The organism is Streptomyces sp. NPDC031365 (assembly GCF_055569765.1).
The window spans coordinates 226567-239576 of record NZ_JBVIIM010000007.1; the positions used below are offsets into that span (position 1 = coordinate 226567).

A 13010-nucleotide genomic window follows, 5' to 3' on the forward strand; every position below is an offset into this window, starting at 1 on the left:
GCAGTCGGCCAGCCACCTCAATGAGCGTTGTCGGGGGGTGACCTGCGGCAAAGCCGGACAGGTCCTGCCGTCCTGTCAGAAGGCGTACCGCACACCGAGCCACGGTGCGTGACGGGCGAGAAGTTCGCGCAGGTCCGCGAGAGCGCGCCGTTTGATGTCGGCGCGGTAGCGGAGGTTGAGGGCGCCGTTCTGGGAGCGCTTGGTCTCCTGGGCGGTGGGCTGCCACAGGACGTCCTCGCCGCGCGGATGCCAACGGAGGTTGACCCCGTGCAGGTCCGCGTTGTGGGTAAGCATGATCACTTCGGCCAGCGCCTGCCGCTTGACGCGCTGCGGCAGCACGTCGTCCATGTGCCGCAGCAGTTCGGCCCAGGCCTCCATCCAGCCGGGGCGGATCACGACGGGCGAGAGGTTGAAGTGCACCTCGTAGCCTGCGTCGAGGAAGTCCGCGGCGGCGGCGATCCGCCGGTCGACCGGGCTGGTGCGCAGGTCCAGCAGGCGGGAGTCCTCGGCCGGCATGACCGAGAACCGGACGCGGGTACGGCCGCGCGGGTCGAGTTCCAGCAGGTCGGGGTTGACGAACTTGGTCGCGAAGGACGCCTTCGCGGTGGGCCAGTCACGGAAGGCGCGGACCAGGTCGGCGGTGTTGTCGCAGACGAGGGCGTCGACGGAGCAGTCGCCGTTCTCCCCGATGTCGTACACCCAGGCCTCGGGGTCGCACTGGTTGGGCTCCGGTTTGGTGCCCTGGGCGGCGACGTGGCGTCCGAGGTGGGAGATGATGTGGTCGATGTTGGTGAAGAGGGTGATCGGATTGGCGAAACCCTTGCGGCGGGGCACGTAGCAGTACACGCAGGACAGGGCGCAGCCGTTGGACGGGCCGGGGGCGATCCAGTCGGCCGAGCGGCCGTTGGGCCGCGTGGTGAGCGTCTTCTTCACTCCCAGCACGAGCGTTCCGCGTTTGATCCGCATCCAGCGGTCGGCGCTGCCCTCGTTGCCGTGCAGCCCGGGAATGCGCCAGTGGGAGTCCACCTCGATCAGCCGGGCCCCGGGGAACCTGGCCAGGATCTCCCGGCCGCGGGGCGAGACGGCGGCCGCCGGTTCGGCGTGGATCTCGCGGATCGTGAGGAGCCGGCGCGCGTGGTCGGAGTCCCGGAATGCCGGCCCGGACGGCGCCGGCCGGGCCGCGGGCTCCCGCGCCAGCTCGTCGAGGCCGAAGAGCGGCTCCTGCGGGCCGTGGGACGGGGAAGAGTGGTGGCACATGTTCTGACCGGCTGTTCGGACGGGGAGGCGGTACGGAGTGTCCGCCGGCCGGGTCCGGTGGAATCCGGCCTTCCTCCCCACTGTACGGCGCCGAGCCGCCCCCCGCGGCCGACAGCACCGCAGGTCACCGTGCGCGGCGACACTCCCCGGCGCTCGCGCTGCACGGAGTGGCCAGGGGGCGCGACCGGCCCGCGGGCATCCGTCGCCGTCAGGGCCGAAAGGCCGCCGGGGTTCGCCGGCGGCCGTTCGTCCGGCTCGTGGTCGCGGAGGCAACAGTGGGTCAGGCCCGGGTGGTGAAGCGTTCCCAGACGCGGTGTGAGCCCAGCAGCTCGCGTACCTGCTCGAGGGTGGTGGAGCCGGAGTCGGCGACGACGACGCCCGGGGCGTCGGCGGGGACGCCCGCCGCCGTGAGGGCCGTCTCGCCCCCCGCCCACGCACCGATCGCCTTGCCGTGCCGGAACGCCTCCGCCAGCAGCTGGTCGACCCTCGGGTCCGTCGACGGCCGCTGCGCCGACGGCGCGCCCTTGCCGTCACGCACGCCGGTCGCGTCCCCGCCCACCGCGGGCGGACCTGCCACCAGTACGGCGTCGAACTCGATGGAACGCGCGGTGACGTAGGTGCGCTGAGCCGTCAGCGCGCCCGCGCCCGTGCCGAGCGTGCCGCCGTTCGGTGCGACGACCAGGGGAACCATGCCCGCTTCGAGTACCGCGTCGCGTACCGCGTGCACCCCGTCGAGGTCGCCGTCCGGGGCGGTGAGGATGCCGATGACGCGTCCGTCCACCGGCCAGGTCTGCCCGACCTGCGAGAGCGCCGGACTCGGCGCGACGTCGGCGAGCGGCACGGTGGGCTCCGGCGCGGGCAGCCCGAGCCCTTCGGCGACTCCGGCGCACAGCTCGGGGTCGATGTTGGCCAGGACCTGGAGGGTCCGTTCCCTGATGGCCTCTTCGTAGCACTTGCCCAACTCGAAGATGTAGGCCCCGATGATGTGCTCGCGCTCCACCGGGCTCATGCTCAGCCAGAACCGGCGGGGCTGGCTGAAGTGGTCCGCGAACGACTCCGGCGCCTCGCGCACCTTCGACGCCTCCGGAATGCGCACCGGTGTCTCGATGAACGCGCTCGTGTCGGCGCCCGCGGTGAACGGGCATCCGCCGTCGAGGGAGTTGGGCCGGTAGGGGGCCACACCCCGGTGCACGGCGGTCTGGTGCATGCCGTCGCGCAGCATGTCGTTGACCGGGGCCTGGGGCCGGTTGATGGGCAACTGAGGGAAGTTGGGCCCGCCGAGACGCGTGATCTGGGTGTCCAGGTACGAGAACAGCCGGCCCGCGAGCAGCGGGTCGTCGGTGACGTCGATGCCGGGCACGAGATGGCCGACGTGGAAGGCCACCTGCTCGGTCTCGGCGAAGAAGTTGGACGGGTTCCTGTTGAGGGTCATCAGCCCGATCGGCTGCACCGGCGCGAGCTCTTCGGGGACGATGTTCGTCGAGTCCAGCAGGTCGATGCCCTCGAAGGTCTGGTCCGGGGTGTCGGGGAAGGTCTGGATGCCCAGTTCCCACTGCGGATACGCGCCCGCCTCGATGGCGTCGGCGAGGTCCCGGCGGTGGAAGTCCGGGTCGTTGCCGTTGATGAGCTGTGCCTCGTCCCACACCAGGGAGTGCACGCCCAGCTTGGGCTTCCAGTGGAACTTCACCAGCGTGGTGCCGCCCTCGGCGTTCACCAGGCGGAAGGTGTGGACGCCGAAGCCCTCCATCATCCGGTAGGAGCGCGGGATACCGCGGTCGCCCATGAAGAAGATCGTGTGGTGGGTCGCCTCGGTGTGCAGCGAGACGAAGTCCCAGAAGGTGTCGTGCGCGCTCTGCGCCTGCGGGATCTCCCGGTCGGGGTGCGGCTTCACGGCATGCACCACGTCGGGGAACTTGATGGCGTCCTGGATGAAGAAGACCGGGATGTTGTTGCCGACCAGGTCGAAGACGCCCTCGCTGGTGTAGAACTTCGTCGCGAAACCGCGGGTGTCGCGCACGGTGTCGGCGGACCCGCGCGAGCCGACCACCGTGGAGAACCGCACGAACACCGGCGTTTCGACATCCGCGGCGAGAAATCCCGCCCTGGTCACGGAGGCCGCCGTGCCGTAGCTCTGGAAGACCCCGTGCGCGCCCGCCCCGCGGGCGTGGACCACGCGCTCCGGGATGCGCTCGTGGTCGAAGTGCATGACCTTCTCACGCAGATGGTGGTCCTGCAGCAGTACGGGGCCGCGAGGGCCCGCCTTGAGCGAGTGGTCGGTGTCGTACAGGCGCGTCCCCTGCGCGTTCGTCAGATAGCTCCCGGACTGGGCCATCCTGGCCTGGTCGGCCCCGGTCGGCTGGCCGGTGGGCGACACGGTGTCCGGGCCGCTCTGGTCGGGCTTCGGCGGCAACGGATCGCGGGGTTCGGCCGGCTCGGCCACGCTGGGCGGTTCGGATCCCGGCCGGCCGGGAATCCCGTCGGCCGGGGCAGACCCGTCGTCCTGCAGGCTTTCGGTGATCTTCTTCGCTGCCCGCTTGACGGGGTTGGCCTCGCTCATGGGGGTGACACTCCTCCGCTGGGGACCGGCCACGGACGGGGTGGCCGTGCGTTCAGTTGCCGACTGCGGGCAATCCGATGGAACAAAGGGTCAAGAAAGGTCATCGGGTGCCGCAAACGTCTCACGGTGGGGCTTCCCTCGCAGCGGGCATGGCGCGATGGGGTGAACTCCCGTGCCGCCCGCAGCACCCACGTCCCGCGGCTCCCTCCCTGCCCCGCCGGATCCGACCGCTCCGCCCGCGTACCCGTGAGCCGGGCGTCTAAGGCATGGAGGTTCGGGACAGCGCCCCGCAGCGGATTCGGGACGGAAATTCAGAACAACTGACCCTGCTCGGCGGAGGCGGTCCGGCGGGGGGCACGGGCCGGGGTTCGAGGCGGGCCGGGACGCCGCGCCGGGGTCTGCTCACCGAACAACGGCTCGGTGCCGTACTCGTCGGGCTCGGCCGGCACCGCGACGGGGCCCGTACCCACGTTGAGGTGCAGCGGGGCGTCCCGGTCGAAGTCCCCGGGCGTCATGTCCGTCCAGTCGCGTTCCCGACGCTCACTCACTGGCGCTCCGCTCCCCGTCCACCCGGCCAGGCTATCGGCCGGACGACGCCCCGGGGACGACGCGCCGCACAGCGTCACCCGGCCAAGAGACGGAGGTCACAGTCGCGTTGGCGTCACACAGGGAGGCGCCGGTCCGTCAGTGGTGTGTCACCGCGAAGCTGACCCAAGGAGAACATCATGAACGCGCGTCTCGACTTCTTCGGCAACCCCCTCGCCGCCAAGGTGCTGCGGCACATCAACTCGGCGGGCAAGGCGGTGACGGACTCAGGGCTGCCGCACGCGACCCAGGAGCTGGTGAAGATCCGTGCCAGTCAGATCAACGGCTGTGGCTTCTGCACCGACATGCACACCAAGGACGCCGCCGCGGCCGGGGAGACCTCGGTCCGCCTCCATCTGGTCGCCGCCTGGCGCGAGGCCCCGGTCTTCACCGAGGCCGAGCGCGCCGCGCTGGAGCTCACCGAACAGGGCACCCGGATCGCCGACGCGGCCGGTGGCGTCAACGACGAGGTCTGGGCGAACGCGGCCAAGCACTATGACGAGGAGCAGCTCGTCGCCCTCGTCTCCCTCATCGCCGTCATCAACGCCTACAACCGCATCAACGTCATCAACCAGCAGCCCGCCGGCGACTACCGGCCCGGCCAGTTCGGCTGAGCGGGCACCGGCCCACGACGCGGGGGCGCGCCGCCCAGCGTGCGCGCCCCCTGTTTCACGTCCCCTGTTCCACGTTCCCGGGTCAGGACTCCGTGCGCTTCGGCAGCCGCCAGTTCGGGCGAACGAAGTGGCAGGTGTAGCCGTCCGGGTAGCGCTGCAGATAGTCCTGGTGCTCCGGCTCGGCCTCCCAGAAGGGCCCCGCCGGTATGACCTCGGTCACCACCTCGCCCGGCCACAGCCCGGAGGCGTCGACATCGGCGATCGTGTCCTCGGCGACGCGCTTCTGCTCGTCGTCGAGGTAGAAGATGGCCGAGCGGTAGCTCGTGCCGATGTCGTTCCCCTGCCGGTTCTTCGTGGTCGGGTCGTGGATCTGGAAGAAGTACTCCAGGATCGTGCGGTAGTCGGTGGTGGCGGGGTCGTAGGTGATCTCGATCGACTCCGCATGGGTGCCGTGGTTGCGGTAGGTCGCGTTGGGCACGTCACCCCCGCTGTATCCCACCCGTGTGTTCAGCACGCCCGGAAACGTGCGAACCAGTTCCTCCATGCCCCAGAAGCAGCCACCCGCGAGCAGCGCCCTCTCCTCGGTCCTCGTCATCTCGTCTCGCCCTTCTCCAGGTGTCCTGCGACGTTCGTCAGTGAGAACCGCGTCGCCGGCACCATTGTTCCGGCTGTCCCGGCGCCGTCCTACGGCGGGCTGGCTAGCCTGACCGCATGCTGATCAACACGCGGGCCTGGGTGGAGAAGGAGCTGCCGGCGGGCGAGCGCGTCGAGGGTGTGGTGACTCTGCGGGGCGGGTGGACGTCGGAGATGCGCCGGCTGGATCTCCGGGGGCCCGAGGGGCGGCGGTCGCTGGTACTGCGATCGTTCGTCAAGCCGTTCTTCGTACGGCATGCGGAAGGGCTGCTCAGCCGTGAGGCGGCCGTCCTGTCCCTGCTCGGGGACACCGATGTGCCCGCCGCCACGCTCGTCGCGGTGGACGCGACGGCACGGCACTGCGATCATCCGTCCCTGCTGATGTCCCTGCTGCCCGGCGCGGTACGGCTGGATGACGAGGGTGCCGACGAACGTGCCGAACTGCTCGCACGGCAGCTGTCGCGCATTCACCGGATACGGGTGACCGCGCGGACCCGGCCCCGCGCCTACCAGGCGTGGACCTCTCCCGAGCGGGTGCGTCCGCCCGGGGACACCGGGCGGCCGGAGCTGTGGCGGCGCGCCGTCGACGTCCTCCGCCGAGAGCCGCCGGAACACCGTGGCTGCTTCCTGCACCGGGACTTCCACCCCGGCAACGTGCTGTTCTCCGAAGAGGGCACCCGCCCGCGGATCAGCGGGGTCGTCGACTGGGTGGAGACGTCCTGGGGCCCGCCCGACCTGGACGTGGCCCACGGCGCGACGGCCCTCGCCCTGCTGCACGGAGTCCCCGCGGGGATGCGTTTCGCCGACCGCTATGCGGCCGCCGGAGGGAGCCTGGACGAGGATCCCGGCGCTCACCTCTACTGGCGGCTGCTCGACGCCCTGGCCTTCGCTCCCGACGCGGAGAAGGTCGCCGTTCCCTGGCGGGAACTGGGCCGCACCGATCTGACGCCCGGAATCCTGGCGGCCAGGCTGGAGGGGTACGTCGAGGCTCTTCTCGAGCGCTACGGCTGAGGCACGGACCCGCCGGCGGGGGCTGCCCCGGCCGGCCACGCCGCAGAGCCGGCACCGGCGACCGGGACCGGGATGGCCTGGGTGCCCTGCGCGTCGAACAGGTCGGCGACCAGGGCGCCCGGTGCACCGTCCAGGGGCAGCACGTGGTGGCGGCTGCCCGGTCGACGGGCTTCCGGCGCGCGGCGGTCCACCGTGTGCCCGTTTCGAGCGTCGGTGCCGGAAAGGCCATGGCTGGTTCCGGCCACCTCCGCCCGGTGGCGACCGCGCGCTGCGATCGCCCACTGGGCACCGCCGGCCCGCTGCACCGGTCGGCTCGACGTCGCGGTCCCCCTGGCGGGAGCTGGACCTCGCGGTGCGTGCTGGACGGCTGCGTCCGGCCGATGCCCCGGCGCCCCCCTGGGAGCAGGGCTCAGGCGAGAAGGGAGATGCGCGCCATGATGCTCTTGCCGGCCGCCTCCTGGCGTACGTCCAGGGCCAGGGCCAGGGCCATCACGATCTCCAGTCCGTGCTGGCCCACCCGGCCCGGATCGGCGTTGCGCGCCACGGGCGCCTCTGGGTTGCCGTCGTGGACGATCACCTCCACGGCGTCGCCGGCCAGCCGCAGGTCCAGTCCGACGGGGCCCGGCGCGTACTTGCGGGCGTTGGTGACCAGCTCGCTCACCACGAGCTGGGTGACCTCCACCGCGCGTGTCGACACCGGCAGGCCGTCCTCCGCTCGTACCCGGGTCAGGAACGTGGCCGCGAGCTGGCGGGCCTGGGCTATCCAGGCGCCGTCCCCGTCCAGGGCGTACGAAACCCGCAGCCTGGGTGCGCCTGGCACCGTTGCCCCTTCGTCGACAGGAACTGGTTCCATCCGGTCCGCCTTTACTCACCGATCACACCGCGCGACTACCCGCATCGCTCCCCCGCACGCCCCTGAAGTGTGACAGGTACCTCCGACATCTCAGTCCGCCAGGTGCCGCTCCATCCAGTCGGCGGTGGTCCGGCGGAAAAGGCGGCGGTTGTCGGCGCGGCGGAAGTCATGACCCTCGTGGCGCAGCAGGACGAGTTCGGCCTCCAGTCCGCGCTCCCTGGCGGCCCGGACGAACTGTTCGGACTGGCCCGGGGGCACGTTGGTGTCGTACTCGCCGTGCACAGCGAGTACCGGGGCCCGCAGGGCGTCGATGCGGCTCATCGGCGACAGCGTGCGCAGCAGTTCCCGGTCGTGTTCCGGGTGCCCGTACTTGTGGGCGGCGGACTGCGCGATCCAGGGTTCGGTCCCGGCGAAGAAGGTGGCGAAGTCCGACATTCCGCAGACCGCGACACCGGTGCGGAACAGGTCCGGGTGCCACACCAGTGACGCCATCACCAGATAACCGCCGTACGAGCGGCCCATCACGGCCATCCGGCGGGGATCCGCCAGGCCCTGAACGATCACGTGCGCCGCGCAGTCCGCGACGTCGTCGATGGCGTCGAAGCGTCCGGTGCCCAGGTCCGCGTCGACGAAGGAGCGGCCGTGTCCGGACGAGCCGCGGACGTCGGGCGCGAACACGTCCAGTCCCCTGCCGAGCAGTTCCAGGTAGAGCGGATCGAGTACCGGGCGTTCCTGTTCCTCCGGCCCGCCGTGCAGGTGCAGGACGCACGGTGCCGGTTCGCCGGGCGAGCGGCCCGGGGCGCGGTGGTACCAGCCGCCGAGGGTGAGTCCGTCGCGGGCGACCGGGCTCATGGGTATCGGCCGTACGGGCGCACGACCTGCCGGGAACGCGTCCTCGTCACGCGAGGACCACGGCGTACGCAGGGGCAGTCCGTGCGGCAGCCACCACACTCCGGGGTGGCGCCGGGATCCGGACAGCGCGACCACGGGTGCGTCGGGATCGGCGGCGGGCGCGATGCGCGTGACCACCTCGTGGGGCAGTCCGACGGTCCGTGCGGCATCCGCTGTGGCGGTGGTGACCGGTCCGCCGGCGGGCGACCGGGCGGCCGCGGTCAGCCCGGCCGTCTCCAGTTCACTCACCCCGCGCACGTTCCACGCCAGGACCGCGCGCCGACCGTCCCGTCCCAGGGCGAGCAGTTCCAGGCCGCAGTCGGGACGCTGGGCGACCACCGTGGTACCGAGCAGATGTCCCCGCGGATCGAGCTGTGCCGCGACGAGGGCGGCATGCTCCCGGCCGCCGTCGCTGCGCAGCCACACCGTGCCGGCGTCCGGCGAGAAGCCGCCGACCCACGGGTCTCCGTCGGCGACCGGCAGCGCGCAGGTGACCACCCGGTCGCCGGTGCGGACGACGAGGGCCTCGCGGCGTCCTCGGGGACCCCGGTACACCAGGGCGAGCCGGCCGTCCCGGCTGAGGTCGCACACGCGTTGGTTGGCCGCGCCGCGCTCGCTCGCCAACAGCACCGGTGCGGCGACGCCCTCGGGGTCGATGAGATACGCGGACAGGGCCCTGCGTCCCGCCTCCTCGGCGGACGCCGTCCGGTCGTCGTCGGCCGTCGCGGGCCCGAATCGTGGAGCGCCGGGTCCCAGCAGCACGGCACGCCTGTCGTGGCCCGCCCCACGAACCGTGTGGGAGGCGCCCGGCGGCCCGGGCGTCGCGGCGCCGGGGTGCGCGGCCGGGCCGGAATCGGTGACGGTCACGGCGACCGCCGAGCCGTCGTGCTGCCAGCAGCCGAGGCGTGCGGAGGTCCCCGGTTCGCCGCCGGCCAGCAGATGCCGCCCGGTGCCGTCGGGGCGGACGCACAGGACGCGGGTGAGTTCGCCGCCGTCCGGAGCGGTGGTGTAGGCGATCCAGCGTCCGTCCGGGGACCAGGACACCTCCGTGACCGGATGGGGGTCGGCGTCGAGCCGTCGCACCTCCTCGCCGTCCACGGCGCCGGTCCACAGTTGCGGCACCCCGGCCCGGTCGCAGATGAAAGCGACATACCGGCCGCCGGGGTCGACCGAGGGATACCAGCAGCCGTGGACGGCCGGGGGCGGCACGTCGTACGGCGTCGCGGTGTCGGCGAGGGGCGCCGGCTCCGGTGCGGGACGTGCCCGCGTGGAGGCGTCGGTGCGCGTCTCCATGTCCGTCAGCGGATCTCGTGCGTCTGCAGCCATGTCTCCAGCAGTGCTGTCTGCCACAGGGCGTTCGCCCCTCGCCTGGTGCGGTGCGCGTCGGGTGCGGCGAGCAACCGGTCGACGTAGTCCTCGCGGAAGACGCCGCGGGTCCTGGCCTCCGGGGCGGTGAGGGTCTCGCGGACCCGCTGGAGGACGGGTCCGGCCATGTGCCTGATCGCCGGGACGGGGAAGTAGCCCTTGGGCCGGTCGACGACCTCGCGCGGCAGGACGCGCCGCCCGGCGGCCTTGAGGACGCCCTTGCCGCCGTCCGCGAGCTTCAGTTCGGGCGGGCAGGCGGCGGCCAGTTCGACCAGTTCGTGGTCGAGGAACGGCACTCGGGCCTCCAGACCCCAGTCCATCGTCATGTTGTCGACCCGTTTGACCGGATCGTCGACCATCATCACGAGCGTGTCCAGGCGGAGATCGGCGTCGAGCGCCGTCTGCGCGCCCTCGGCCGCCATGTGCGCGCGGACGAACTCGGCCGAGGTGTCCCGGGCGGGCAGCACGCCGGGCTGGAGCATGCCCGCGAGGTCGGCGTGCGAGCGGTCGAAGTAGGTGTCGATGTAGGCCTCCGCGGCTCCCGGGCGCGGCACGTCCGCCATCCGGGGGTACCAGTCGTAGCCGGCGAACACCTCGTCGGCGCCCTGGCCGCTCTGCACGACCTTGACCTCCTTGGCCACCTGCTCCGACAGCAGGTGGAAGGCCACCACGTCATGGCTCATCATCGGCTCGCTCATGGCGCGGACCGCCCCGTCCAGGGCGCCGGCGACCCGGTCGGAGGGGACCATCAGCTGATGGTGGCGGGTGTCGAAGTGCCGGGCCACGAGATCGGAGTAGGGGAACTCGTCGCCCTCCTCGTCGCCCTCGGACTCGAAGCCGACGCTGAAGGTCGCGAGGTCCCCCTGGCCGCCCTCGGCCAGCAGCGCCACGATCAGGCTGGAGTCCAGGCCGCCCGAGAGCAGCACGCCGACCGGCACGTCGGCGACCATGCGGCGGCGCACGGCGGTGCGCAGGGCGTCCAGTACGGCGTCGGTCCAGTCGCCGGCGCCGAGGCCGGCGTACTCGGGCCGGCGGGTGTGGACGGGGTCCCAGTAGCGGTGGTCGTGGTGGCTGCCGTCGGGCTGGACGACCCGCACGGTGGCCGGGGGCAGTTTGCGCACGCCGTTGAGGAGGGTGTGGGGCGCGGCGACGGTGGCGTGCCAGCTGAAGTACTGGTGCAGCGCGACGGGGTCCAGTGAGGTGTCGACGCCGCCGGCCGCGAGCAGCGCCGGCAGGGAGGAGGCGAACCTCAGCCGTTCGGTCGTGGCGGAGAAGTAGAGCGGCTTGATGCCGAGCCGGTCGCGGGCCAGGACCACGCGACCGGTGTCCTGCTCGACGATCACGAAGGCGAACATGCCGTGGAAGTGCGCCACGCAGTCGGTACCCCACTGCTGGTACGCCTTGAGCACCACCTCGGTGTCGGACCGCGAGAAGAAGCGGTGGCCCAGGGCGTGCAGTTCGTCCCGCAGCTCGCGGTAGTTGTAGACGCAGCCGTTGAAGACGCCGGCGAGGCGGGTGCGGGGGTCGGTCATGGGCTGGGCCCCGCTGTCCGACAGGTCGATGATCTTCAGCCGGCGGTGGCCAAGGGCCGCCGGCCCCTGGGACCACAGGCCGCGGCCGTCGGGACCGCGCGGTGCGAGCCGGTCGGTCATGCGTTCCACCGCCGCGATGTCCGGCCGTCCGCCGTCGAACCGAATCTCCCCGCTGAGGCCGCACATCAGTGGGTCCTCCCGTCGCTCGGGGCCAGGCCCGGGTGCCGGTCCTGATCCTGCTCCTGCTCCTGGTCCTGGTCCTGGTCCTGGTGCGGGGAAGCATGAGTGCTGCTGGACATGGCGGTGTGACACTCTCCTTGGTCAGGGGTGACTGAGGACGCGCATGAGGGGTGTCCCGGGGGCCGTCTGCCCGTCCGGATCAGCCGGGTGTGCCCGGGGTCGTGGCCGAGTGGGCGTAGGCCCGGGTGCGGCCGGCGCCGCGAGGGCCCGCCCGACGCCGGTCACGGCGGCGGGAAGCGCTGGGCAGGAGGCGGTCGCCGCGGGTCTCGGCGACGAGCATGTCGACGCCGGCGAGCAGGTCCCCGTCCTGGGCGGCATGCCGCAGCCGGTGCGCCGCGCCGCCCGCCGCGAGGGCCTCTTCGAGGAGCGTGTGCACGGTGGCGAAGTCGCCGGACGCCTCCAGCGCCGGGCGCAGCCGGTGCAGCATCCCGCGCAGCACCATGGCGGCCGGAGCCCCGCGGCGGGTCTCCGGGTCCACGAGCCGGCCTTCGAGGCCCGAGCGCGCTGCGCGCCAGGTGGCGGCGCGCAGCCACTCGTGGTGTCCGTCGCACCCGTGGTCCGCCCCGCGCTCCAGACGGTCGCGGGCGTCGAGCACCAGGGCGCGGAACAGTCCGGCGATCAGCACCACGGTCTCGGCGCGCGGGCAGGCGTCGCAGACGCGCAGCTCCAGTGTGCGCTGATGGGCCGACGGCCGTACGTCGTGGTAGAGCATCCCGGTGTCGGTGATGACGCCCGAACCGATCAGCTCCGTCATGGCGGCGTCGTACTCGGCGGCGCTGCCGTAACAGCCCGCGGGGCCCGCGGTCGGCCACCGCTGCCACAGCATGGTGCGCCAGCTGGCGTATCCGGTGTCGGATCCGAGCCAGAACGGCGAACTGGCCGACAGGGCCAGCAGCGGTGGCAGCCAGGGCGACACCAGGCACATGGCGCGTACCGCGGTGTCCCGGTCGGGTACGTCGACGTGCACCTGGGCGCTGCAGATGAGCTGCTCGTCGGCGACCTGGCGGTAGTCGTCGGCCATGCGCCGGAAACGGGGGTCGGCGGTGACGTCGCGGGAGGTGACGCGGGCCAGCGGAACGGTGCCCGCGGCCACGACGGCCAGGCCGGAGGAGGAGGCGGCCGCGTCAAGCCTGCGCCGGGTGCCGGACAGGTCCGCGAAGAGGGCGTCCAGTGTGTCGTGGACCTGGCTGTTGCTCTCCACGGCCGACCGCTGCAGCTCACGGCTGAAGCCGGATCCGCCGAGCCGGCCGAGCAGCGTGTCGGCCCGTGGCACGAGCCGGCCGCTCTCCACGTCCAGTACGTGAAACTCTTCCTCTGCTCCGATACGCACCGTCACCGCTCGTCCCCTTGCCCTAGTCCTGTGCCGCTCCCGCGCGGGTCCCTGAGGTCACCGGCGGTGAATTCGGCGCGTCCCGGGTGCCCCGAATACGGTGAGGGCAATCGGACCGCGAGATCACTGGCCCTGCCCGAAC

The 13010-nt window shown here is 72.2% G+C and carries 10 protein-coding genes; 2 read left to right on the forward strand and 8 right to left on the reverse strand.

Annotation, left to right across the window (positions count from 1 at the left end):
- Window positions 1-75: 75 nt before the first annotated feature.
- The 3 genes from ACZ5C2_RS14040 to ACZ5C2_RS14050 form a co-directional block, all read right to left on the reverse strand.
- Window positions 76-1257 carry a spore photoproduct lyase family protein gene (locus ACZ5C2_RS14040; RefSeq protein ID WP_468790018.1) on the reverse strand — a complete coding sequence of 394 codons (1182 nt, stop codon included), beginning with the start codon at window positions 1255-1257 and terminating at the stop codon, window positions 76-78.
- A gap of 280 nt (window positions 1258-1537) precedes the next feature.
- On the reverse strand, window positions 1538-3814 hold the full coding sequence (locus ACZ5C2_RS14045) for a catalase (protein WP_468790020.1): 2277 nt from the start codon (window positions 3812-3814) through the stop codon (window positions 1538-1540).
- A gap of 311 nt (window positions 3815-4125) precedes the next feature.
- Complete coding sequence (locus ACZ5C2_RS14050; RefSeq protein WP_468790022.1) at window positions 4126-4362, reverse strand: hypothetical protein; 237 nt, start codon at window positions 4360-4362, stop codon at window positions 4126-4128.
- 177 nt (window positions 4363-4539) lie between these two features.
- Here ACZ5C2_RS14050 and ACZ5C2_RS14055 point away from each other — a divergent pair, with 177 nt between their 5' ends.
- Complete coding sequence (locus ACZ5C2_RS14055) at window positions 4540-5013, forward strand: carboxymuconolactone decarboxylase family protein (protein WP_468790024.1); 474 nt, start codon at window positions 4540-4542, stop codon at window positions 5011-5013.
- 82 nt (window positions 5014-5095) lie between these two features.
- Here ACZ5C2_RS14055 and msrA read toward each other — a convergent pair whose 3' ends face one another.
- A complete protein-coding gene (gene msrA, locus ACZ5C2_RS14060; protein ID WP_468790026.1) occupies window positions 5096-5608 on the reverse strand; it encodes a peptide-methionine (S)-S-oxide reductase MsrA in 513 nt (170 codons plus the stop codon).
- Window positions 5609-5724: 116 nt separating this feature from the next.
- Here msrA and ACZ5C2_RS14065 point away from each other — a divergent pair, with 116 nt between their 5' ends.
- Window positions 5725-6657 carry a phosphotransferase family protein gene (locus tag ACZ5C2_RS14065; protein WP_468790028.1) on the forward strand — a complete coding sequence of 311 codons (933 nt, stop codon included), beginning with the start codon at window positions 5725-5727 and terminating at the stop codon, window positions 6655-6657.
- Window positions 6658-7066: 409 nt separating this feature from the next.
- Here ACZ5C2_RS14065 and ACZ5C2_RS14070 read toward each other — a convergent pair whose 3' ends face one another.
- The 4 genes from ACZ5C2_RS14070 to ACZ5C2_RS14085 all read right to left on the reverse strand — a co-directional run bounded on the left by ACZ5C2_RS14070 (window position 7067) and on the right by ACZ5C2_RS14085 (window position 12874).
- Window positions 7067-7510 carry an ATP-binding protein gene (locus ACZ5C2_RS14070; protein WP_468790030.1) on the reverse strand — a complete coding sequence of 148 codons (444 nt, stop codon included), beginning with the start codon at window positions 7508-7510 and terminating at the stop codon, window positions 7067-7069.
- A gap of 90 nt (window positions 7511-7600) precedes the next feature.
- Complete coding sequence (locus ACZ5C2_RS14075) at window positions 7601-9727, reverse strand: prolyl oligopeptidase family serine peptidase (RefSeq protein WP_468790032.1); 2127 nt, start codon at window positions 9725-9727, stop codon at window positions 7601-7603.
- Window positions 9700-11484 (reverse strand): N-acetylglutaminylglutamine amidotransferase, encoded by a 1785-nt coding sequence (locus ACZ5C2_RS14080; protein ID WP_468790034.1) that lies wholly within the window; start codon window positions 11482-11484, stop codon window positions 9700-9702. The genes ACZ5C2_RS14075 and ACZ5C2_RS14080 overlap by 28 nt, the downstream gene beginning before the upstream one ends.
- Before the next feature lie 193 nt (window positions 11485-11677).
- Window positions 11678-12874 (reverse strand): carboxylate-amine ligase, encoded by a 1197-nt coding sequence (locus ACZ5C2_RS14085; protein ID WP_468790036.1) that lies wholly within the window; start codon window positions 12872-12874, stop codon window positions 11678-11680.
- Window positions 12875-13010: the final 136 nt, after the last annotated feature.

What these genes read in the sequence shown, in the direction of transcription:
- ACZ5C2_RS14040 (WP_468790018.1), bottom strand. Translation starts at nt 1,257, where the DNA reads ATGTGCCACCACTCTTCCCCGTCCCACGGCCCGCAGGAGCCGCTCTTC.
- ACZ5C2_RS14075 (WP_468790032.1), bottom strand. Translation starts at nt 9,727, where the DNA reads ATGGCTGCAGACGCACGAGATCCGCTGACGGACATGGAGACGCGCACC.
- msrA (WP_468790026.1), bottom strand. Translation starts at nt 5,608, where the DNA reads ATGACGAGGACCGAGGAGAGGGCGCTGCTCGCGGGTGGCTGCTTCTGG.
- ACZ5C2_RS14055 (WP_468790024.1), top strand. Translation starts at nt 4,540, where the DNA reads ATGAACGCGCGTCTCGACTTCTTCGGCAACCCCCTCGCCGCCAAGGTG.
- ACZ5C2_RS14065 (WP_468790028.1), top strand. Translation starts at nt 5,725, where the DNA reads ATGCTGATCAACACGCGGGCCTGGGTGGAGAAGGAGCTGCCGGCGGGC.
- ACZ5C2_RS14070 (WP_468790030.1), bottom strand. Translation starts at nt 7,510, where the DNA reads ATGGAACCAGTTCCTGTCGACGAAGGGGCAACGGTGCCAGGCGCACCC.
- ACZ5C2_RS14080 (WP_468790034.1), bottom strand. Translation starts at nt 11,484, where the DNA reads ATGTGCGGCCTCAGCGGGGAGATTCGGTTCGACGGCGGACGGCCGGAC.
- ACZ5C2_RS14045 (WP_468790020.1), bottom strand. Translation starts at nt 3,814, where the DNA reads ATGAGCGAGGCCAACCCCGTCAAGCGGGCAGCGAAGAAGATCACCGAA.